Consider the following 22,986-nt stretch of genomic DNA (forward strand, 5'->3'; position numbering starts at 1 on the left):
ACAGCGGCTGATAAAAACAAACCCCGGTGCCTTCTCGCTTCGGCGCCGGGGTTTTTGATGTTAACCGTGTTTGATATAGCGGTCGATAGTGTCATCGGGGCGCAGGGTAAGCACCTCGCAGCCATCGTCGGTTACCAGCAGGGTGTGTTCCCACTGGGCGGAATCGCCGCCATCCTTGGTGGTCACTGTCCAGCCATCTTTCGGGTTGATGCGGCAGTGATATTTCTTGCTGTTGACCATGGGCTCTATGGTGAAGCACATGCCCGGTTTGAGCTCCTGCTTGCCGCCATTGCGGTAGTGCAGGATTTGCGGCTCCTCGTGGAATTCGCTGCCGATGCCGTGACCACAGTAGTCACGCACCACGGAGAAACCGGCCTTCTCGACGATGGGCTGGATCAGGGCGCCTATTTCTGTGATGCACATGCCGGGGCGCACCTGTTTGATGGCAGCGTAGAGGCTCTCCTGGGCGACCTTGCACAGCTGGCGACGCAGCGGTGTGGTCTCACCCACGATGAACATGGCGGAGGTATCGCCGTGGTAGCCATCCTTGATGACTGTGATGTCCAGGTTGATGATGTCCCCTTCGCGCAATTTCTTGTGGTTGGGGATGCCATGGCAAATCACGTCGTTCACCGAGGTGCAGATGGACTTGGGGAAGCCGTGGTAGTTGAGCGGAGCCGGAATAGCCTGCTGCACGTCGACAATATAGTCGTGGCACAGGGTGTTCAGCTCATCGGTGGTGACGCCTGCCTTGACGTGGGGGGCTATCATGATCAGCACATCGGCGGCCAGCTGGCCGGCAACGCGCATCTTTTCAATCTCTTCCGGTGTCTTGATTTTAATGGACATGGGATCTCTCTTGGGGCCTGACTGCGCATCCTGTCGATGCCCAACAATCAGGTAATGAAAAATAGATGCGTTTGCAATCAGGCCAAAATTTTATCCCCAACCCCCGTTTACTTCCAGTGTGATTGTCATCACAACGTCAAATCCTCTGGTCAGCATTGCGCGCAGGGATCCATTTTTAGCACTGTGGTCGGTGGTGTCCTGAGCAAAGGTATGGTATAAAGCGCGCCGGAATGGGGAACTTGCGTCCACATTTCATCACCCTTAATCAATAACACACACACATCGACACCTGTACCGGGGTGCCCCTTTGGGGTCGGTTACATGGGATGTGTGGAGGCCTAACCCCAATACAGAGGTATATAATGGCTAAAGTTTCTATGCGCGACATGCTGCAAGCTGGCGTTCACTTCGGTCACCAGACTCGTTACTGGAACCCGAAAATGAAGTCCTACATCTTCGGTGCCCGCAGCAAGGTTCACATCATCAACTTGGAAAAAACCGTTCCGATGTTTGACGATGCCATGAACTTCATCAGCTCCGTAGCTGCCAAGAAAGGCAAGGTACTGTTCGTAGGTACCAAGCGTGCCGCGTCTGAAGCCGTAAAAGATGCCGCCGGTCGTTGTGACCAGTTCTATGTCAACCACCGCTGGTTGGGTGGCATGCTGACCAACTGGAAAACCGTTCGTCAGTCCATCAAGCGTCTGAAAGATCTGGAAACCCAGAGCCAGGACGGTACCTTCGAAAAGCTGACCAAGAAAGAGGCGCTGATGCGTACTCGCGAAATGGACAAGCTCGAGAAGAGCCTGGGTGGTATCAAGAACATGGGCGGCCTGCCTGACGTGCTGTTCGTTGTCGATGCCGACCACGAGCACATTGCTATCAAAGAAGCCAACAACCTGGGTATCCCGGTAGTTTCCATCGTTGATACCAACTCCAACCCGGACGGCGTTGATTACGTCATCCCGGGTAACGACGATGCTATCCGTGCCGTACAGCTGTACCTGAATGCTGCTGCTGACACCGTACTGGAAGCTCGCGCTCAGGACATCGTTGTTCAAGCTGAACAAGATGGCTTCGTTGAAGCTGAGTAATTGATAAGGACTGTAAAGCCCTTATTAACCAAGCTGATGTAATTGGTTAGCAGGGGCCCTTGTGGCCCCTGTTTCTTGTCAATTCAAGACCGAGGATACTGGACATGGCTAACGTTACTGCCGCCCTGGTAAAAGAACTGCGCGAGCGCACCGCCGCTGGCATGATGGATTGCAAAAAAGCGCTGGAAGAAGCCGCTGGTGATATCGAGCTGGCAATCGAGAACATGCGCAAATCCGGTCAGGCCAAGGCCGCCAAGAAAGCAGGCCGTATCGCTGCTGAAGGCGTGATCTTTGCTCGTACCGAAGGCAACGTTGCCGTCATGATCGAGCTGAACAGCGAAACCGACTTCGTCGCCAAAGATGCCAGCTTCATGGCAATGGGCCAGAAGATCGCCGATATCGCTGCGACCCAGAAAATTGCTGACGTTGACGCACTGAAAGCGGCTGACTTCGGTAACGGTGAGTCCGTCGAACTGACCATCACCAACCTGATCGCCAAGATCGGTGAGAACATGAACCTGCGTCGCGTGATGCTGGTTGAAGGTGACAACCTGGGCACCTACGTTCACGGTTCCCGCATTGGTGTTATCACCAAGCTGACCGGTGGTACTGCCGAGCTGGCCAAAGATCTGGCCATGCACGTTGCTGCCAACAGCCCGCAGTTCGTCAAGCCTGAAGACGTGTCTGCTGAAGTCGTTGCCAAAGAGCGCGAAATTCAGATCGACATCGCCATCAACTCCGGCAAGCCGAAAGACATCGCCGAGAAGATGGTTGAAGGCCGCATGAAGAAGTTCACCGGTGAGGTTTCCCTGACTGGTCAGCCGTTCGTGAAGGATCCTTCCATGACCGTTGCCGAGCTGCTGAAGAAAGAAGGCGCTGACGTTGTCTCCTTCACCCGTTTCGAAGTGGGCGAAGGCATCGAGAAGCAAGAGACCGATTTCGCTGCTGAAGTAGCAGCCCAAATCGCGGCCGCTCAGAAGGCCTAATCGAACCGGTTTTTCCGTTTCCCCAGACCGCGACTTATGTCGCGGTCTTTATATGACCAGGAATCAGTGACATGAGTACCAATCCCAAGCCTGCATACAGACGTGTTCTTCTGAAGTTGAGTGGTGAAGCCCTGCAAGGATCCGAGGGTTTTGGCATTGATCCAGCTGTGCTGGAGCGGATGGCCCAAGAGATCAAGGAACTGGTTGAGTTGGGTGTTCAAGTCGGTCTGGTCATCGGTGGCGGCAACTTGTTCCGTGGTGCCGGTCTTGCCAAAGCGGGCATGAACCGCGTGGTGGGCGACCACATGGGTATGTTGGCCACCGTGATGAACGGTCTGGCCATGCGTGATGCCCTGCATCGTGCTTATGTGAATGCCCGTCTGATGTCTGCCATCTCCCTGCAGGGTGTCTGCGATTCCTACAGCTGGGCCGAGGCCATCAGCCAGCTGCGCGCCGGCAAAGTGGTGATTTTCTCTGCCGGTACCGGCAACCCATTCTTTACCACCGATTCTGCAGCCTGCCTGCGTGGCATCGAGATCGAAGCCGATGTTGTGCTCAAGGCGACCAAGGTCGATGGCGTATTCAACGAGGATCCGGTTAAGAATCCGGACGCCGTGCTGTATCATGAGCTCAGCTACAACGAAGTGCTTGAAAAAGAGCTCAAGGTGATGGATCTTGCAGCCTTTACTCTGGCCCGTGACCACGATCTGCCGATCCGCGTGTTCAACATGAACAAACCGGGTGCATTGCGTCGGGTTATCATGGGTGAGCCGGAAGGCACGCTGATCCACCACATCGGCAAATAAGATAAATATGATAGACACGAGCCGCGTGATGGCTCGTTCGCCAAAAGGAAAACCACTGTGATCAACGAGATTAAAAACGACGCCAAGGACCGTATGGCCAAGAGCGTAGAGTCGCTCAAGACCCAGATGTCCAAGATCCGTACCGGCCGTGCTCACCCGAGCCTGCTCGACGGTATCCAGGTTGAGTATTACGGTGCTGCCACTCCTCTGAAACAGTTGGCCAACGTGGTGGCAGAAGATGCCCGCACCCTGTCCATCTCCATTTTTGACCGTTCAATGATCCAGGCGGTAGAAAAGGCCATCCTGACCTCCGATCTGGGCCTGAATCCGTCCAGCAACGGTCAGACCCTGCGTGTGCCCCTGCCGCCGCTGACCGAAGAGCGTCGCCGCGATCTGACCAAGATCGTCCGTGCTGAAGCGGAAGGTGCCCGTGTGGCCGTGCGCAACATCCGTCGCGATGCCAACGCCGATCTGAAAGCACTGCTCAAAGACAAAGAGATCTCCGAAGACGATGACCGTCGTGCCCAGGAAGAGATCCAGAAACTCACCGATTCCTTCATCAAGCTGGTGGATGACGCCCTGGCCGCGAAGGAAAAGGAGCTAATGGAAATCTAAGCCTCTGACAGGTATATTACGAGCGCCGTGTAGTGCCCCTGCACGGCGCTTTTGTCTTTGTGGGAGAAATGAATGTCGCTTTTGGCAGCGTTAGGTGATTGTGCCAATTCGTCCTTGCCTCGTCATGTGGCCATCATCATGGATGGCAATGGGCGCTGGGCTCAGAACCGTGGCAAGATGCGGGTCTATGGCCACAAGGCGGGCGTGAAGTCTGTTCGTGAGGCGGTGACGTTTGCCGCGCGCGCCAAGATAGAGGCGTTGACCCTGTTTGCGTTCTCCAGTGAGAACTGGCGGCGTCCGGAAGGGGAGGTCAGTGCCCTGATGGAACTCTTCATGACAGTGCTGGGCCGTGAGGTCAAGCAACTGCACAGCAACGGGATCCGGCTCAAGGTGATCGGCGATACCGCCCGTTTCAGCGAGCGCTTGCAGGCCAGGATCGCCAAGGCCGAGGCTTTGACTGCAGACAACAAGGGGCTGACCCTCAACATTGCTGCCAATTACGGTGGTCAGTGGGATATCGCCCAGGCGGCCCGTAAACTGGCCCGAGCCGTGGCGGCAGGCGAGCTGGATGCCGATGCCATCGATGAGTCCCTGCTGGCCGAGCAGGTCTGCATGGCTGATTTACCACCTGTGGATCTGCTGATCCGGACCGGCGGCGATCATCGCATCAGCAATTTTGTGTTATGGCAGCTCGCCTATGCCGAGCTCTATTTTACCCCGGTATTGTGGCCCGATTTCAACGAGGCCGAGTTCAGTGAGGCCGTTGCCTCTTTCGTTGCCCGCGAGCGTCGCTTCGGGTGTACGGGTGAACAGATACGGGAATTGATCGCCGAGCATCAGACCGGCTAAATCCCCTCCCAAGAGAGAGGTTTCTTTTGCTAAAACAACGAATTATTACCGCATTACTGCTTGTTCCCCTGGTATTGGGAGCGCTATTTTTCCTGCCGTTGAAATTCTTTGCCCTGTTGGCAGCTCTGGTGTTTCTGTTGGCCAGCCGCGAGTGGAGTGGCTTCGTCTCTGCCCAGCCGCAGCAATGGTTGCCGCTGGTGTTCTGTCTGTTGCTCGGTGCCAGCCTGTTCTGGCTGCCGGTCGATCAGCTCTGGACTCCCCATCTGCATCCGCTGGTGATGGGCGTGCTCTGGACCGCCGTCAGCTGGTGGCTGCTGGGGCTGCTGCTGGTATTGCGCTATCCCCGGAGCGCCAGGCTGTGGAAAGAGTCCATCTGGCTCAAATCCTTGTTTGGTCTGGTGACCCTGGTGCCCTTCTTCTGGTCTCTGGTGGCCATTCGTGGTTACAACTTCTATCACGACCCCATGATGGGGGCCTGGATCCTGTTGTTCGTCATGGGGCTGGTCTGGGCGGCAGATTCTGGCGCGTATTTTTTCGGCAAGGCCTTTGGCAAACACAAGCTGGCGCCGGCCGTCAGCCCGGGTAAAACCATCGAAGGCATGTGCGGTGGTCTCTTTACCGCCAGCCTGCTGGCGGTCGGTGTGACCTGGTTCATGGGCTTCGTGCCGGTCAAGATGGCGATAGTGCTGTTCTGCTCCTTGCTGGCCGTGCTGGCTTCCGTGCTCGGCGATCTCACCGAGAGCATGTTCAAGCGGGAGGCAGGCATCAAGGATTCTGGCACTCTATTGCCCGGTCATGGTGGTATCCTCGACCGGATCGACAGCCTGACCGCGGCCCTGCCAGTCTTCCTGCTCAGTTATCTGTTACTCAGTCAGGAGTTCTGATGCACATCTTGCTGATGGTTTTGAGCGCTTCCGGCTCCATTGGTTTGTTACTCAAGCAGGAGTTCTGATGCATAACCTGGTGATCCTGGGGGCTTCCGGCTCCATCGGGCAGAGCACCCTCAAGGTGCTGCGCCGCAATCCCGGGCGCTGGCAAGTACTGGCGCTCACCGCCGCTCGCAGCGTGGATGCCATGGTGCGGGACTGTCTCGAGTTTTCCCCCCGTTTCGCCGTCATGGTGGATGAGTCTGCCGCGACCGCACTGGCGGGCCAGCTCAAGACCCACGGTAGCGCGACACGGGTGCTGTCTGGTCAGGCTGCCCTGTGCGAGGTGGCGGCTCACCCCGATGCACACAGCGTGATGGCGGCCATCGTCGGTGCGGCGGGTCTGGCACCGACCATGGCCGCAGTGCGTGCCGGCAAGCGGATCCTGCTGGCCAACAAGGAGGCGCTGGTGATGTCCGGGGCCTTCTTCATGGAGGCGGTGCGCGAGCATGGCGCCGAGCTGCTGCCCATCGACAGCGAACACAATGCGATTTTTCAGTGCCTGCCCGAAGCCATTCAGCGCCAGCCCGGCTACTGCGATCTGGCGGGGGCGGGCATCAGCAGGATACTGCTGACCGGCTCAGGCGGTCCGTTTCGTTATACCGACATCAATGCGCTGGCACAGGTCACGCCGGCCCAGGCCATCGCCCACCCGAACTGGTCCATGGGGGCCAAGATCTCGGTCGACTCCGCCACCATGATCAACAAGGGGCTGGAGTACATAGAGGCGCGCTGGCTGTTCAACGCCGCGCCCGAGCAGATCCAGGTGGTGATCCATCCCCAGTCAGTGATCCACTCCATGGTGCAGTACAAGGATGGCTCCGTGATGGCCCAGCTTGGCAATCCGGACATGTGTACCCCCATAGCGCATGCCCTGGCTTATCCGGCTCGAGTTGAGTCCGGAGTGGAACCTTTGGATTTCTTCAGTGTCGGAGAGTTCAGTTTTATCCGGCCCGATTATGAGCGTTATCCCTGTCTGGCACTGGCCATGAGTGCCTGTCAGCAAGGGCAGGCGGCGACCACGGCGCTCAATGCCGCCAATGAAGAGGCCGTTGCGGCTTTCCTTGCAGAGCGGATCGGTTTTATGGATATTGCCAGAGTCAATGAGGCCACCATGCTGGCGCTGGGGAGTTCCCCTGTGGGTTCGCTGGATGATTTGATTGCGCTGGATGGTGCGGCCCGTGCCCGTGCTCACAATTTGATTGAGGAGCTTAGCTAATGAGTGGTATTTCGTGGCATTGTGCTGCCTTTATCGTTGCCTTTGGGTACCGGACCATGCATGAAATCGAGGTAACTGGCTGATGAGTGCTGTGCTGTGGAATGACAAACCTGCCTTTGTTACTGCCTCCTTCGGTGATTCGAATGGGTGTGATCTCGAGGTGATCGGCTGATGGGCGGCGTGCTGTGGAATATTGGTGCCTTTATCATCGCCCTCGGATTGCTGGTTGCGGTGCATGAGTTCGGCCACTTCTGGGTAGCCCGCCGTTGCGGCGTCAAGGTCGAGCGCTTCTCCATCGGGTTTGGCAAGGCTATCTGGCGCCGAATGGGCAAGGATGGCACCGAATATGTGCTGGCACTGATCCCGCTCGGCGGTTACGTCAAGATGCTGGATGGTCGGGTCGATGAGCTCAAACCCGGCGATGAGCAATTTGCTTTCAATCACAAGAGTGTCTGGGCGCGCATGGCCATAGTGGCGGCGGGCCCCATGGCGAACTTCGTGTTTGCCCTGTTTGCCCTCTGGCTGATGTTCATGATCGGTGTCCCTGCCGTCAAACCCGTGGTGGGGGAGGTGCGTCCCGCTTCCATAGTGGCGGCTGCCGGGATTGAACCCGGCATGGAGATCGTCGGTGTCGGCGACAAGGCGACCGGTGACTGGGAGAGCGTGACCTATGCCCTCATCAGCCACCTGGGTGATGATGCCGTCCAGCTCAAGCTGAAAGCGGCCAACACCAGTTATGCGGTGGACAAGACTCTCGTGCTGGAGGATTGGACGTTCGATCCGGACAAAGAGTCCCCCGTCGGCAGCCTGGGGATAGTGCCCCTCGGCGGCAAGGTACTGCCCGTGGTCGAGGCCATAGTGCCTGCGAGCGCCAGTGAGAAGGCCGGTATCCTGGTCGGCGATCGCATCAAGCGGGTGGGCGAGCAGGAGGTCACCGAGTGGGCCCAGTTTGTGCACCAGGTCCAGCAGTCCCCCGAGCAGCCATTACAGGTCGTGGTGGAGCGGGCAGGCAGTGAACTGACCCTGACCCTGACTCCGGATGTGAAAAAAGTGCGTGGCCAGCTGGTCGGTTTTGTCGGCTTGTCACCGCAATTGGTTCCATTACCGGATGAGTATCGAATTCTGTTACAGTATGGGCCTTTGCAGGCCCTGTGGCAGGGAGCCCAGAAGACCTGGAGCCTGACCACGCTGACCTTTGACATGATTGGCAAGCTGATTGGTGGCATCGTCTCCCTGGATAACCTGAGCGGTCCCATCTCCATTGCCAAGGGGGCAGGCAGCAGTGCCGATTACGGTCTGGTCTATTTCCTCGGCTTCCTGGCGCTGATCAGCGTCAACCTGGGGATCATCAACCTGTTTCCCCTGCCGGTGCTGGACGGAGGCCATCTGGTCTACTTCCTCATCGAGGCAGTCACCGGCAAGCCGGTATCAGACAAAATTCAGGAAGTGGGTTTCAGGATCGGCGCCGCCATTCTGATGTTACTGATGGGCATTGCGCTATTTAATGATTTCGCTCGCCTCTGAGGCCAGAGCATCAACAAGGACACACAAGAACAAAATGGCTGTTAAAAAAGCATTGGTGTTGAGTTGCCTGCTGGGTGCCAGTTTCCTGGCCCAGGCGGCCCCTGCCTCTTTTGTGGTGCAAGATATCCAGGTCGACGGCTTACAGCGTGTAACGCTGGGTGCCGCCCTGTTGAACCTGCCGATCCGGGTTGGCGACACCGTCGATTCCGTGACCCTGGCCAACGCCATCAAAAAGCTCTACTCCTCCGGTAACTTCGAGGATGTGAAGGTTTACCGTGATGGCCAGGTGTTGCAAGTGGCGGTCAAGGAGCGGCCGACCATCTCCAGTATCGAATTTTCAGGCAACAAGGATATCAAGGAAGAGCAGCTGACCCAGAGCCTGGAGTCCTCCGGCATTCGGGTGGGTGATCCACTGGATCGTACCGTGCTGAGCTCCCTCGAGAAGGGTCTGGAAGATTTCTACTACGGCGTGGGCAAATACTCCGCCAAGGTCAAGGCCATCGTCACCCCGCTGCCGCGCAACCGGGTCGACCTCAAGTTCACCTTCGTGGAAGGGGAAGCGGCCAAGATCCAGCAAATCAACATAGTCGGCAACAATGTGTTCCCGGAAGAGAAACTGCTGGCCCAGCTCTCCCTCAAGGACGATGTACCCTGGTGGAACTTCACCGGTGACCAGCGTTACCAGAAACAGAAACTGGCCGGCGACATCGAAACCCTGCGCTCCTACTACATGGACCGCGGTTATATCCGCTTCGCCCAGGAGTCGACCCAGGTCTCCATGACCCCTGACAAGAAGGGTGTCTACGTGACCCTGAACGTCAAGGAAGGGGATCAGTACAAGGTCTCCGGCGTCCAGCTCAAGGGCGATTTGATCGACCGTGGTGGCGAGATGAAGGGCCTGATCCCCATAGAGGCAGGCAGCACCTACTCTGCCAGTCAGGTAACCCACACCGAAGAGGTGCTCTCCAAGTTCCTCGGTCGTTACGGCTATGCCTATCCGAAAGTGGTCACCTTCCCCCAGGTTAACGACGAAACCAAGGAAGTGGAGCTGATCGTCAACATAGAGCCGGGTCCCCGTGTCTATGTGCGCAACATCAACTTCAGCGGCAACGTCACTACCCAGGACGAAGTGCTGCGCCGCGAAATGCGTCAGATGGAAGGCACCTGGCTCTCCTCCGACAGCGTCGAGCAGTCCAAGACCCGTCTCAACCGTCTCGGCTTCTTTGAAACCGCGGAAGTGGACACCAAGCGGGTACCGGGCAGCGATGACCAGGTCGATCTCGACTTCAAGGTCAAGGAGCAGCCAGCTGGCTCCATCAACGCCGGTGTGGGTTATGGTACCGAATCGGGCCTGAGCCTGCAGGCAGGCCTGCAGCAGGACAACTTCATGGGTACCGGCAAGAAGATCGGTATCTCCGCCAGTACCAACAAGTACTCCAAGAGCGTCGACCTCAGCTACAACGATCCCTACTTCACCGTGGACGGTGTCAGCCTGGGCGGGCGCCTCTACTACAACCAGTTCAGTGCGGCCGATGCCAACATCGTCGACTATGAGAACACCACGGTTGGCTTCCGCCTCTCCAGTGGTTTCCCGGTCAACGAAAACAACCGCCTCGACTTCAGCCTCGGGATCGAGAACAACAAACTGTCCCAGCCAAACCCCTATCTGCAGGTGGACGAGTTCTGGAAGGTGTACAGCAAGAACAAGGATGGCGACAACCGCATGGTGTTCAACACTGTTGACGTCACCGCCGGCTGGACCCGTTCAACCCTCAACAAGGGGATGTTCCCGACCGCGGGTGACCGTCAGCGTGTGAACGCCAAGGTGACAGTGCCCGGTATGGATCTGCAGTACTTCAAGCTGAACGCCGAAGATGCTCACTACTTCCCGTTCGATGCGGACCATAAATGGGTGCTGATGGCCAAGGCCCGCGCCTCTTATGGCAACGGTTATGGCAGCAACGGCAACTATGATCACGTCCTGCCGTTCTTCGAGAACTACTTCGCCGGTGGTTTTGACACACTGCGTGGCTTCAAGAGCAACACGGTAGGTCCGAAGGCGCTCTACTACTACAACCTGAGCGGTAACGACGTCATTCAGGGTACCGACAGCTCGGTGGGTGGCAACGCCCTGGCAGTGGCCTCCCTCGAGATGATAGTACCGACGCCGTTTGCGTCCGAAACCTATCAGCCTCAGCTGCGCACCAGCTTCTTCATCGACGCGGGTTCAGTGTGGGATACCACCTTTGACTATGCCCAGTATCAAAACCGCTGTTTCAGTGGTTGCAACTATCTGACCGACTATTCGGACCCGACCAACTACCGTGCCTCGGCCGGTCTGTCGCTGCAGTGGCTGTCCCCCATGGGACCCCTGGTGTTCGCGATTGCCCGTCCGCTCAAGGAGTACGAAGGGGACAGGACAGAGTTCTTCTCGTTCAATATCGGCCGTACCTTCTAAGGACGGACGCGCCCCCACCCCGCCGGTGGGGGTATTCAATGATGGGACGCGCAGTTTGCGCGCCTCACCAGGTAACAAGTCGGTCCGGGTACCACTTGCATAATCAGGTAAATCAGGTAGCCCTCACATGAGGGAACAAGGAGTTAGTGTGAATAAAGCGTTGAAAGTAGCTGGTTTGAGTTTTGCACTGATGGCTGCCGGCATGGGCTCTGCCTTGGCCGAGACCAAGATCGCCGTGGTCGACATGGGCGAAGTATTCCAAAAGCTGCCCCAGCGTGAAGCTGTCTCCAAGAAGCTGAAAGGTGAATTCGAGCCGCGTATGCGTGAGCTGCAGAAGCTGGAATCCGACGGTCAGAAGCTGGTCGAGAAGTTCAAGAAGGATGAAGCCTTCATGAGCGCCGATCAGAAGAAGCAGAACCAGGAAAAACTGGCCAAGCTGCAGATGGAGTTCAACCAGAAGCGTCAAGCGTTTGAGCAGGACAACGGTCGTCGTCAGTCCGAAGAGCGCAACAAGATCCTGACCAAGGTACAAGCCGCCATCGACTCCATTGCCAAGAGCAATGGCTATGATCTGGTGCTTGAGCGCAATGCTGCGCCCTATGCAGCCAGCAAGCTGGACATCTCCGGCCAGGTTATTTCTCAGGTAAGCAAGAGCAACTAATTGATGGCATTCACTCTCGCACAGCTGGCCCAGCAACTGGGGGCCGAGATCCATGGCGACGGAACCCTGGAAATCCGCAAGGTAGCGACACTGGAAAAGGCCGGGGAGGGGGATATCACCTTCCTGTCCAATAAAAAGTACCGGCATTATCTGGAGCAGAGCAAGGCCTCGGCCGTGCTCATTACAGAAGCGGATCTGCCATTTTGTCCCACCAATGCCCTGGTACTCAAAGACCCCTATGTGGGGTTTGCCCGGGTAGCCCAACTGCTGGACACTACACCGCAGCCGGCCACGGATATCCATCCGAGCGCCGTCATTGCGGCTGACGTGCAACTGGGCGAGAGAGTGGCCATCGGGGCCAATGCAGTGATCGAATCCGGCGTCGTGCTGGGGGATGACGTACGCATAGGCCCTGGCTGTTTTGTTGGCAAGAATACCCGACTGGGAGCGCGCTCCCGGTTGTGGGCCAACGTCACCCTGTATCACAACATCACCATGGGTTCCGACTGTCTGGTTCAATCCGGCACAGTGATCGGGGCCGATGGGTTCGGTTATGCCAATGAGCGTGGCGAGTGGATCAAGATCCCCCAGCTCGGTGGCGTGACCATAGGCAACCGGGTCGAGATTGGTGCCTGCACCACCATAGACCGCGGCGCGCTGGAAGATACCCGCATCGCGGATAACGTCATCATCGACAACCAGTGCCAGATCGCCCACAACGTCGAGATCGGCTACGGCACCGCCGTGGCAGGCTCCACCGTGATGGCTGGTAGTCTCAAGGTCGGCAAATACTGTATCATTGGCGGCGCCTCCGTCTTTAACGGGCACATGGAGATCTGCGATCAGGCCACCGTTACCGGCATGGCCATGGTGATGCGACCCATTACCGAGCCCGGTGTCTACTCTTCCGGCATCCCTCTGCAAACCAATAAAGAGTGGCGCAAGACCGCCGCCCGGGTGATGCGTATCGAAGAGATGCACAAGCGGTTGAGCAAGCTTGAGAAGAAGCTGGATCAAGAATAATCACGATTGGTATAGGGTACTGTTTTGACTACTGAAAAGAAGAGCCTGGGCATCCAGGAAATCATGGATCTGCTGCCCCACCGTTATCCGTTCCTGATGGTGGATCGGGTCGACGATTACGAGATCAGCGATGAGCGCAAAACCTTGCGTGCCATCAAGAATGTTTCGTTCAACGAGCCGATCTTCCAGGGACATTTCCCGGCCAAGCCGGTGTTTCCCGGCGTACTGATCCTGGAAGCCATGGCGCAGGCCACCGGTATCCTGGCCTTTACCATGGTGGGCAAGCCGTCTCCCAACGAACTCTATTACTTTGCCTCCATCGACAACGCTCGTTTCAAGCGTCCTGTTGGCCCTGGCGATCAGCTGGTGCTCGACGTGGAGTTCCTGAAAGAGCGTCGCGGTATTGCCAAGTTCACCGGTGTGGCCACGGTCAACGGTGAAGTGGTTTGTACCGCCGAGCTGATGTGCGCCAAACGCGAGGTTTAATACACGTGATCGACCAGACTGCCATCATTCACGATACTGCCATCGTCCATGAGTCTGCGGTGATTGGTAAAGGGGTTGAAATCGGCCCCTTTTCCGTCATCGGCGCCGAGGTGGAAATCGGCGACAACACCTGGGTAGGTTCCCATGTGGTGATCAAGGGGCCGGCCAAACTGGGCCGTGGCAACAAGATCTTCCAGCACACCTCCATCGGTGAGGATTGCCAGGACAAGAAGTACGCCGGCGAGCGCACCTTCCTCGAGATTGGCGACAACAACGTCTTTCGCGAGAACTGCACTGTGCACCGCGGCACCATCCAGGATCAATCCCTGACCAAGGTGGGCAGCGGCAACCTCTTCATGGTCAACGTGCACGTTGCCCACGATTGCATCATCGGTGACAACTGCATCTTCGCCAACAACGCGACCCTGGCGGGCCACGTGGTGATCGGTGACTTCGTGATTTTCGGTGGTCTCTCCGCGATCCACCAGTTCGGTCGCGTTGGCTCCCACGCCTTCATCGGTGGCTGCGCCGCCCTGAACAAGGATGTGCCGCCCTACGTGATGGCCGCTGGCAATTACGCCAAGCCGTTCGGGGTCAACTCCGAAGGCCTGCGTCGCCGTGGTTTCAGCGCTGAAGCCATCTCCGCCGTCAAGCGTGCCTACAAAGAGATCTTCCGCTCCGGCAAGACAGTCGAAGAGGTGTTGCCCGTGCTGACAGAGATGGCGGCCACCGAACCGGCCGTCCAGCTCTACGTGGATTTCCTCAAGGACAACGAGCGCGGGATCATCCGTGCCTGATCCCGTTCGCATCGGTATCGTCGCCGGAGAGACCTCCGGCGACATTCTGGCCGCCGGGCTGGTGCGCGAGCTGCAGCGCCGTTATCCGGATGCGCAGTTTGAAGGGATCGCCGGGCCGCGCATGCAGGCCCTCGGCGTCAAGGCCCTGTTCGAGATGGAAGAGCTCTCCGTCATGGGGATCACAGAGGTGCTGGGCCGTCTGCCGCGCATCCTCAAGGTTCGCCGTGAACTGCTGCGCCATTTCATTGCCAATCCGCCTGACATCTTCGTCGGGGTGGATGCACCGGATTTCAATATCGGGGTGGAGCTGAAGCTGCGCCGCGCCGGTATCAAGACGGTTCACTATGTCAGTCCCTCTGTCTGGGCCTGGCGTCAGAACCGCATTCACAAGATCAAGGCCGCCACCGACATGGTGCTCGCCTTCCTGCCGTTCGAGAAAGCCTTCTACGATCGCTTTGCTGCCCCTTGCCGGTTCGTGGGCCACACCATGGCCGATGCGATCCCGCTCGAACCGGACCAGGCTGCCGTGCGCCAGGCGCTCGGCATTGACCCGGGCCGACGCTGGCTGGCCGTGTTACCCGGCAGTCGCACCGCCGAGGTGGGCTTCATGTCACCGGTATTTCTCGAGGCCTGCAAGCGGCTGACGGTACGTTATCCGGATCTCGGTTTCATCGTGCCGCTGGTCAACGAGGCGCGACGGGTGCAGTTCATGGCCATCAAGGCCGAGCTGGCGCCGGATCTCGACATGGTGTTGCTGGAAGGTCAGGGTCGCGAAGCCATGATAGCTGCCGATGCCGTGCTGCTTGCCTCAGGTACCGCAGCGCTGGAAGCCATGCTGGTGAAAAAGCCCATGGTGGTGGGTTACAAGCTCAAACCGTTCAGCTATTGGCTGGCTCAGCGGCTGGTGAAGACCGCCTATGTGTCGCTACCCAATCTGCTGGCTGATCAGATGCTGGTGCCCGAGCTTATTCAGCACGAGTGCACCCCGGACAATCTGGTGGATGAAGTCAGCAAGCTGCTGGAGCACGACAACCGTGAACTCATCGCCACTTTCACCCGGCTGCACCAGAGCATTCGCTGCAACGCCGATGTGCAGGCCGCGGATGCGGTGGCCGAACTGCTCGGCAGATAACAGGCAGGGTGGCCGATAGCGCTGCGCTCATCTACCCCATGTCAGGCCCTGCGGGGCCTGTTTTGATTCAAGGCTGCAAGATGATGATCGATATTCCCGAAGACAAGCTGGTTGCCGGGGTGGACGAGGTGGGTCGTGGCCCCCTGGTGGGTGATGTGGTCACCGCCGCCGTGATCCTGGATCCGGCCAACCCGATCACCGGGCTGGCTGATTCCAAGAAGCTTTCCGAGAAGAAGCGTCTGGCGCTGTTTGACGAGATCAAGGCCAAGGCGCTGGCCTGGGCCATCGGCCGCGCCAGTCCCGAAGAGATAGACGAGCTCAACATACTGCATGCCACCATGCTGGCGATGCAGCGCGCCGTGGCGGGACTGACGGTGACGCCAGATCTGGTTTTTATCGACGGCAATCGCTGCCCGGCATTGCCGATGGAGGCGCGCGCCGTGGTCAAGGGCGATAGCCTGGTGGCCGCCATCAGCGCCGCCTCGATTCTGGCCAAGGTGACTCGTGATGCGGAGATGACAGCGCTGGACAGCCGTCATCCCGAATATGGTTTCGCCCGTCACAAGGGCTATCCGACCCCTGAGCACCTCGCCATTCTGGCCGAGCGCGGGCCCTTGGCCGCTTATCGCAAGAGTTTCAAGCCGGTGCGCCATGCACTTGGGATCGAATAGCCAATGCATTTCTGTTTGAGCAACGAGAGGGTATGACGATGGCTGAACCCCGTTTTATCCACCTGCGCGTCCACTCCGATTTCTCCATGGTCGATGGTCTGCAGAAGATCAATCCTATCGTCGGAGCCGCTGCGGCCAACAACATGCCGGCGCTGGCCCTGACCGACCAGATGAACATGTGCGGTCTGGTGCGTTTCTATGGCGCCGCCCACGGCAAGGGCATCAAGCCCATCGTCGGGGCCGACTTCTGGGTGCAAAGCAGTGAGCTGGGGGACGAGCAGTTCCGCCTCACTCTGCTGGCCATGGACAATGACGGCTACCAGAACATTACCCTGCTCATCTCCCGCGGTTATCAGCGTGGCCATGTGCAGGGGCGTCCCGTCATCGACAAGGAGTGGCTCACCGATCACGCCAAGGGGGTCATAGTGCTCTCGGGTGGACGGGAGGGGGACGTGGGCAAGTTCCTGCTCAAGGGCAACCGGCAGATGACGGAGTCGTGTCTCGCCTTCTACCAGACCCACTTTCCCGACGCCTACTATCTGGAGCTGCTGCGTACCGGTCGACCCGATGAAGAGGTCTACCTGCACATGGCGGTGGCCATTGCCACCGAGTTCGAGCTGCCGGTGGTGGCCACCAACGAGGTGGTGTTCCTCAACGCCGAGGATTTCGACGCCCACGAGATCCGGGTTGCCATCCACGATGGCTATACCCTGATGGACAAGCGTCGCCCGCGCCGTTACAGCCCGCAGCAGTACCTGCGCAGCCAGGAGGAGATGGCCGAGCTGTTTGCCGACATCCCTGAAGCGCTGGAAAACACGGTGGAGATCGCCAAGCGCTGCAACGTGACTGTGCGTCTGGGTGAATACTTCCTGCCCAATTTCCCGACCGGCGACATGACCACCGAAGACTTTCTGGTGGCCAAATCCAAAGAGGGCCTGGAAGAGCGTCTCGCCTTCCTGTTCCCGGATCCGGCCGTGCGCGCCGTCAAGCGCGGCGAGTATGACGAGCGCCTCGAGATCGAGCTGAAAGTCATCAACCAGATGGGCTTCCCGGGTTACTTCCTCATAGTGATGGAGTTTATCCAGTGGTCCAAGGACAACGGCATCCCCGTTGGCCCGGGCCGGGGCTCGGGGGCGGGTTCACTGGTGGCTTACGCGCTCAAGATCACCGACCTCGACCCGCTGGAATTTGACCTGCTGTTCGAACGCTTCCTGAACCCGGAGCGGGTATCCATGCCCGACTTCGACGTCGACTTCTGCATGGACAGACGGGACGAGGTGATCGAGCACGTCTCCGACATGTATGGCCGGGATGCGGTGTCCCAGATCATCACCTTCGGCAGCATGGCGGCCAAGGCGGTGGTACGGGACGTGGGCCGGGTGCTGGGCCACGCCTATGGTTTCGTCGATCGCATCTCCAAGCTGATCCCGCCGGATCCGGGCATGACCCTGGCCAAGGCATTCGAGGCCGAGCCCAAGCTGCCCGAGCTTTATGAGCAGGACGAGGAGGTCAAAGACCTCATCGACATGGCGCGCCGGCTGGAAGGCGTGGTGCGCAACGCCGGCAAACACGCAGGTGGCGTGGTAATAGCGCCCACCAAGATCACCGACTTTGCGCCGCTTTACTGCGACGACTCCGGCAATCACCCTGTCACCCAGTTTGACAAGAACGATGTGGAATACGCCGGGCTGGTGAAGTTCGACTTCCTGGGGCTGCGTACCCTGACCATCATCGACTGGGCGCTCGGCATGATAAACCCGCGTCTTGCCAAAGAGGGCAAGCCGCCGGTCGACATCGCCGCCATCCCCATCCACGACAAGAAGTCGTTCGATCTGCTGCAGCGGTTCGAGACCACGGCGGTATTCCAGCTCGAATCCCGCGGCATGAAGGATCTCATCAAACGGCTGCAGCCTGACTGTTTCGAAGACATGATCGCCCTGGTGGCCCTGTTCCGTCCGGGCCCGCTCCAGTCGGGCATGGTGGACAACTTCATCGAGCGAAAGCACGGCAAGGAGGCGATCTCCTATCCGGACGAGAAGTGGCAACACGAGAGTCTCAAACCGATCCTGGAGCCCACCTACGGCATCATCCTCTATCAGGAGCAGGTGATGCAGATAGCCCAGGTGCTGGCGGGCTACACCCTGGGTGGTGCGGACATGCTGCGCCGGGCCATGGGCAAGAAAAACCCGGCCGAGATGGCCAAGCAGCGATCCGGGTTTGAGGAAGGGGCGGTCAAGAACGGCATCGACGGCGAACTGGCGGTAAAGATCTTCGATCTGGTGGAGAAGTTTGCGGGCTACGGCTTCAACAAATCCCACTCCGCCGCCTATGCGCTGGTCTCTTACCAGACCCTCTGGCTCAAGACCCACTTCCCGGCCGAGTTCATGGCGGCGGTCATGACCGCCGATATGGACAACACCGACAAGATAGTGACCCTGGTGGACGAATGTCAGCGCATGGGGCTCACAGTGATACCGCCGGATGTGAATACCGGTCGCTACCGGTTCAGCGTCAACGAAGATGGCCACATCGTCTACGGCATAGGGGCTGTGAAGGGGGTGGGGGAAGGCCCTATCGACGCCATTCTCAGCGCCCGGGATCAGGACGGCCCGTTTCGCGATCTGTTCGATTTCTGCAACCGGGTCGACATCAAGAAGATCAACAAGCGGGTGATGGAAAAACTCATCCTCTCCGGCGCCATGGACAGGCTCGGTCCTCACCGCGCCGCCCTGATGGCGACCCTGGAAGAGGCGATGCGCGCCGCCGAGCAGCACGCCAAGGCACAGGCCGTGGGTCAGGTCGACATGTTCGGGGTCTTGACCCAGGAGATTGACGACGTCAAGAAGGCGTTCGCCAACGTGCCGCACTGGCCTGACAAGGTGTGGCTGGAAGGGGAGCGGGAGACGCTCGGCCTTTACCTGACCGGCCACCCCATCAACCAGTACAGCGGCGAATTGCGTCGCTACACGTCCGGCCGTTTGTGCGATCTGCATCCCACCTCCCGGGATACGGTTACCACGGCGGCGGGGCTGGTGATCGCGGCCCGCAGCATGGTGACCAAGCGTGGCAACAAGATGGGGATCTTCACCCTGGACGACAGATCCGGCCGTCTGGATGTGACCCTGTTCAGTGAAGCGCTGGAAAAATATGAAGAATTGATGCAAAAAGACCGTATTTTGGTGGTTTCTGGACAGGTCAGCTTTGATGACTTCTCCGGTGGCCTTAAAATGTCGGCCCGTGAATTACTGGATATCAACGATGCGAGGGAGCGTTTTGCCAGGGCAATCCGCATCTCCCTCGATGAACAGCGGATTGATGATCGCTTTTTCCCGCGTTTGTGCGAGATTTTGGAACCCGCCCGTGCCGGAGTCTGTCCGGTTCAGGTAAACTATCGTCGCCCCGGCTCACGGGTGCGATTGACGCTCGGTACCGAGTGGCGGGTGACGCCCACCGATCAACTGATAGATGACTTGCGTGTCCTGCTGGGACGAGAGCGGGTTGAATTGGTTTTTGATTAGAGGATCTATAGGCCCTATGAGTCTTTTTCTGGATTTTGAACAGCCGATTGCCGAGTTGCAGGCGCAGATTGATGAACTCCGTCATGTGAGTGAGCACAACAGTGCTGTCGATCTCAATGAAGACATTCGCCGGCTGGAGAAGAAAAACGAAGAGCTGACCAAGAAGATCTTCGGCGATCTGGGTGCCTGGCAGGTATCCCAGATGGCGCGTCATCCTCAGCGTCCTTACACTCTCGATTATATCGAGCACATCTTCACCGATTTCGACGAGCTGGCTGGCGATCGCGCCTATGCCGATGACAAGGCCATCGTCGGTGGCATCGCCCGTCTCGACGGCGAGCCCGTGATGGTGATTGGTCAGCAGAAGGGTCGCGAGACCAAGGAGAAGATCAAGCGCAACTTCGGCATGCCGCGCCCGGAAGGGTATCGCAAGGCCCTGCGTCTGATGGAGATGGCCGAGCGCTTCAAGATGCCGATCATCACCTTCATCGACACCCCGGGTGCTTACCCAGGCGTGGGTGCCGAGGAGCGTGGTCAGTCTGAAGCCATCGCCCGCAACCTGAAAGTGATGGCCGGTCTGACCGTGCCCGTGGTCTGCACCGTGATCGGTGAAGGCGGCTCGGGTGGCGCCCTGGCCATTGGCGTGGGTGATCGCGTCAACATGCTGCAGTACTCCACCTACTCCGTCATCTCGCCGGAAGGGTGCGCCTCCATACTGTGGAAGAGCGCCGACAAGGCTCCCGTGGCCGCCGATGCCATGGGTATCACGGCCCAGCGCCTGAAAGAGCTCAAGCTCATCGACACCATAGTCGAAGAGCCTCTCGGTGGTGCCCACCGTGATGTGCCCCTGATGGCACAGCGCCTGAAGGAGCGTCTCAAGCAGGATCTGAATGCCCTGCGTCCGCTCGAGACCGAACAGCTGCTGGAGCAGCGTTACCAGCGCCTGATGGGCTACGGCTACTGCTAAGCCCGGCATGCTTCTATAAATGGCGTCAAAAGGCCCCTGCTTATGCGGGGGCCTTCTTTTTTGGGCGCGGTAAAGTGCTGTTCATATGGATATCAGTCGGCACCCCGTTTGCCGAAAACCCCTGTGTTGGATCAATTCAGCTGTGGTTAATGGCCAATAAAAGTGGGATCCCGCTCCCGTTTTGCTTAAAGTGGCCCCCTTCCGATCGACCCGATTGGAATGCCCGCAAGGATGCTCTTCAGACGTACGCAGGATGGCCTGGCCAGACTGACTCACAGCGATGTTTACTGCTCCGGTTCCCTTTTTCTGCCACCTCGCACTGGCAGCGCCTTGTTCCGTTCAGTCAGTCCAGGTTTGCGTCACTCTCATTGTGCATTGTCTCCATCTGCAGCGAGTGAATCATGAGCGAATCGGTTTTTGAGATCCACGACTGGACCCTGAGGGTTGACGACAACATGCTGTGTCGCCCCGACCGCGAGGTCTATCTTGAACCCAGACTGGTCAATCTGTTGCGGTTTCTGGCCTGCCATACGGGCACAGTGTTTGGCCGCGATGCCCTGATCAAGGAGGTGTGGGACGGCGCCGAGGTGACCGATCAGGTGGTCACCCAGTCCATCTTCGAGTTACGCAAGATCCTCAAAGATGGTCGCTTTGATGCGGCCGACTATATCGTTACCGTGCCCAAGCGCGGCTACAAGCTGGTGGCATCGGTGCGGCCGCTGCAGGTGCTCTCTGTAGTGATGGCTGACGAGCAGCCCGCGCCCGCGTTCAATACCACTCTCTCCGATCTGAGCCCGCCCGCCACGGCCGACGATGACGATGCCCTGCCCAATGTCGCCCCTTTTCCCGCCGGGCCCCTGACCCGCGCCATCTCGACTCACGCCAAGGATGCCCGCAGCCGCTGGAAGATGGTGAGCTTCGATATCTTCGTGGCCGTCATCCTGGTTGCCATCGTCAGCATGCTCAGCTATCAGCACGCCAGCCCCCAGGTTCACGCCATGCTGGATCCCAATTTGCTGGTGTTTCGCTTTCACTCCGGCATGGATGACAACAACGAGAACGTGCGTCTGGCCGATGGCATCACTCGTGCCCTGATGGGGGAGGTGGCTGCGGTTACCCCGCTGCGTGTTCAGTACGGCGCCACCAATCTGATGGGGGGCATCCTGCCCGGCAAGGAGCTGAGCGTGCGGGTCTCCCGTCAGCCGCGGGGCACCTATCTGGATCTGGAGTATCGCAACATCAATACCAATCGGGTGCTGTTCAGCCATCAGTACCAGCTCAGCCGTCACAAGGTACACGCTGTGCTGCAGGCGAGCAGTCAGGATCTGCTGCGGGCCCTCGATCAGCCGGACGTCTTGCCCGGCATGGGATGGCCCACCGATGATACTTCCCTGATGGCCATGATGGAGGCGCAGTACTACATCAACAGCCAGGATCCCGTGGCTCTCAAGCGTGGCATAGCGCTGCTCGACAACTCTCTTTTCGTCCAGCCGGATCAGCCGTTGTTGCTGGCGGAGCGCTATCTGGCGGGAGAAGCGCTGGCAACCCTGGCGGGCAAGTCCGAGAGTGAGCATCTGATGGGGATAGGTACTCATCTCGCCAGCGTGGTGCAAAGCGATGGCGTCGTGCCCGCTCGGGTGTGGGAGGCCTTGACCCTGCAAGCCATCCTCAACAACCAGCCGCAGCAGGCGAGTCAGCTGCTGGAGCAGGCGGCGAGTCGTGGCCGCTCGGTGCTCTATTACATACTGCAGGGCAAGCTGGCAGAGCTGGACGGTCGCCCCGAGGCGGCGGGAGATGCCTACAGTCAGGCCTTCCTGATGGAGGCGACCGAGCAGACCTATCTGCTCTGCCAGCAGCTCGGTTTCTACAGCAATATGGAGACCCTCACCCCAGCCCTGTTCAATGCCCTGGGTCAGAGCAAGGTGAAGCTCTTCTAGCGCCGAAGCGCTTGTTTACCCTCGGTTGGCGCGGTTGCCGGCCGCATCCACAGGCTGCCTTCGGGCGGCCTGTGTCGTTTCTGTCTGCGTCAATCCGTCTGTCTGCCCAAGGGAATAGCCAGTCTGGCTCAGCCCGATTTATCTCCCGCTGCTCATTGTCACCCGCATTTGACTGGCTCGCCGCATTTGCGCTTGTCCGGCTTTGCGTCATGAGCACTGCTCGCTGCCGCTATCCCACTGTGAGTGCGGGTATGGCCTGCCGGTCGCCGGGAACCGGGTATTGCCGCTGAGGTTTGCCTCTGAGTCGGGGTGGTGATGAAACGAGCGGAGGGTCGAACAGGGGGGAGCGGCCACTTAGGGTGATGGTTCGAGGGACCTTCGGATGGCCGCAAGGGGAGGGGGCGCTATGCGAGCCTCTTTATCCCAGGTTTATCCCCGGAAAAATATCAAGACGGCGAGATAAGGGCGTTA

Annotated in this window: 19 protein-coding genes; 18 read left to right on the top strand and 1 reads right to left on the bottom strand. The window is 58.7% G+C overall.

Annotated elements, in window-relative coordinates; translation table 11 throughout:
* Positions 1–60 precede the first annotated feature (60 nt).
* On the bottom strand, positions 61–849 hold the full coding sequence (gene map / locus AC1P02_RS10940) for a type I methionyl aminopeptidase (protein WP_005312070.1): 789 nt from the start codon (positions 847–849) through the stop codon (positions 61–63).
* A 362-nt stretch (positions 850–1,211) separates the two neighbouring features.
* On the opposite strand from map, the gene rpsB reads away from it, so the two are divergent.
* The 18 genes from rpsB to cadC all read left to right on the top strand — a co-directional run bounded on the left by rpsB (position 1,212) and on the right by cadC (position 22,515).
* Positions 1,212–1,940, top strand: coding sequence for a 30S ribosomal protein S2 (gene rpsB, locus AC1P02_RS10945; protein ID WP_005312073.1), 729 nt, complete (start codon positions 1,212–1,214; stop codon positions 1,938–1,940).
* Positions 1,941–2,044: 104 nt separating this feature from the next.
* Positions 2,045–2,926 (top strand): translation elongation factor Ts, encoded by an 882-nt coding sequence (gene tsf, locus AC1P02_RS10950; protein WP_005312074.1) that lies wholly within the window; start codon positions 2,045–2,047, stop codon positions 2,924–2,926.
* A 71-nt stretch (positions 2,927–2,997) separates the two neighbouring features.
* Positions 2,998–3,732 (top strand): UMP kinase, encoded by a 735-nt coding sequence (gene pyrH, locus AC1P02_RS10955; RefSeq protein ID WP_005312076.1) that lies wholly within the window; start codon positions 2,998–3,000, stop codon positions 3,730–3,732.
* A 57-nt stretch (positions 3,733–3,789) separates the two neighbouring features.
* Positions 3,790–4,347 carry a ribosome recycling factor gene (gene frr, locus AC1P02_RS10960; protein ID WP_005312078.1) on the top strand — a complete coding sequence of 186 codons (558 nt, stop codon included), beginning with the start codon at positions 3,790–3,792 and terminating at the stop codon, positions 4,345–4,347.
* A 72-nt stretch (positions 4,348–4,419) separates the two neighbouring features.
* Positions 4,420–5,196, top strand: a complete 777-nt coding sequence (gene uppS, locus AC1P02_RS10965) for a polyprenyl diphosphate synthase (RefSeq protein WP_005312081.1) — start codon at positions 4,420–4,422, stop codon at positions 5,194–5,196.
* 26 nt (positions 5,197–5,222) lie between these two features.
* Positions 5,223–6,080: a phosphatidate cytidylyltransferase gene (locus tag AC1P02_RS10970; protein ID WP_096118000.1), complete on the top strand. Its 858-nt coding sequence runs from the start codon at positions 5,223–5,225 to the stop codon at positions 6,078–6,080.
* A 67-nt stretch (positions 6,081–6,147) separates the two neighbouring features.
* On the top strand, positions 6,148–7,341 hold the full coding sequence (ispC, locus tag AC1P02_RS10975; RefSeq protein WP_485185386.1) for a 1-deoxy-D-xylulose-5-phosphate reductoisomerase: 1,194 nt from the start codon (positions 6,148–6,150) through the stop codon (positions 7,339–7,341).
* 171 nt (positions 7,342–7,512) lie between these two features.
* Positions 7,513–8,865 (top strand): sigma E protease regulator RseP, encoded by a 1,353-nt coding sequence (gene rseP / locus AC1P02_RS10980; RefSeq protein ID WP_087756268.1) that lies wholly within the window; start codon positions 7,513–7,515, stop codon positions 8,863–8,865.
* 34 nt (positions 8,866–8,899) lie between these two features.
* Positions 8,900–11,323, top strand: coding sequence for an outer membrane protein assembly factor BamA (gene bamA, locus AC1P02_RS10985; RefSeq protein WP_058393483.1), 2,424 nt, complete (start codon positions 8,900–8,902; stop codon positions 11,321–11,323).
* Positions 11,324–11,471: 148 nt separating this feature from the next.
* Positions 11,472–11,984, top strand: a complete 513-nt coding sequence (locus AC1P02_RS10990; RefSeq protein ID WP_011898992.1) for an OmpH/Skp family outer membrane protein — start codon at positions 11,472–11,474, stop codon at positions 11,982–11,984.
* 3 nt (positions 11,985–11,987) lie between these two features.
* Complete coding sequence (lpxD, locus tag AC1P02_RS10995; RefSeq protein WP_042467152.1) at positions 11,988–13,007, top strand: UDP-3-O-(3-hydroxymyristoyl)glucosamine N-acyltransferase; 1,020 nt, start codon at positions 11,988–11,990, stop codon at positions 13,005–13,007.
* A 24-nt stretch (positions 13,008–13,031) separates the two neighbouring features.
* On the top strand, positions 13,032–13,493 hold the full coding sequence (gene fabZ, locus AC1P02_RS11000) for a 3-hydroxyacyl-ACP dehydratase FabZ (protein ID WP_005312091.1): 462 nt from the start codon (positions 13,032–13,034) through the stop codon (positions 13,491–13,493).
* Between the two features lie 5 nt (positions 13,494–13,498).
* Positions 13,499–14,290, top strand: a complete 792-nt coding sequence (gene lpxA, locus AC1P02_RS11005) for an acyl-ACP--UDP-N-acetylglucosamine O-acyltransferase (protein WP_005312092.1) — start codon at positions 13,499–13,501, stop codon at positions 14,288–14,290.
* Positions 14,283–15,422 carry a lipid-A-disaccharide synthase gene (gene lpxB / locus AC1P02_RS11010; protein WP_429193213.1) on the top strand — a complete coding sequence of 380 codons (1,140 nt, stop codon included), beginning with the start codon at positions 14,283–14,285 and terminating at the stop codon, positions 15,420–15,422. The genes lpxA and lpxB overlap by 8 nt, the downstream gene beginning before the upstream one ends.
* An 80-nt stretch (positions 15,423–15,502) precedes the next feature.
* Positions 15,503–16,093 carry a ribonuclease HII gene (gene rnhB, locus AC1P02_RS11015; protein ID WP_485185387.1) on the top strand — a complete coding sequence of 197 codons (591 nt, stop codon included), beginning with the start codon at positions 15,503–15,505 and terminating at the stop codon, positions 16,091–16,093.
* Positions 16,094–16,131: 38 nt separating this feature from the next.
* Positions 16,132–19,611, top strand: a complete 3,480-nt coding sequence (gene dnaE, locus AC1P02_RS11020) for a DNA polymerase III subunit alpha (RefSeq protein WP_021139728.1) — start codon at positions 16,132–16,134, stop codon at positions 19,609–19,611.
* 16 nt (positions 19,612–19,627) lie between these two features.
* Positions 19,628–20,578, top strand: a complete 951-nt coding sequence (gene accA, locus AC1P02_RS11025; RefSeq protein WP_485185388.1) for an acetyl-CoA carboxylase carboxyl transferase subunit alpha — start codon at positions 19,628–19,630, stop codon at positions 20,576–20,578.
* 401 nt (positions 20,579–20,979) lie between these two features.
* The gene (gene cadC, locus AC1P02_RS11030) at positions 20,980–22,515 is read left to right on the top strand and encodes a lysine decarboxylation/transport transcriptional activator CadC (protein WP_485185389.1); all 1,536 of its coding nucleotides are present in this window, start codon (positions 20,980–20,982) and stop codon (positions 22,513–22,515) included.
* Positions 22,516–22,986: the final 471 nt, after the last annotated feature.

It is taken from the genome of Aeromonas sp. TS_SC_11 (assembly GCF_057318915.1).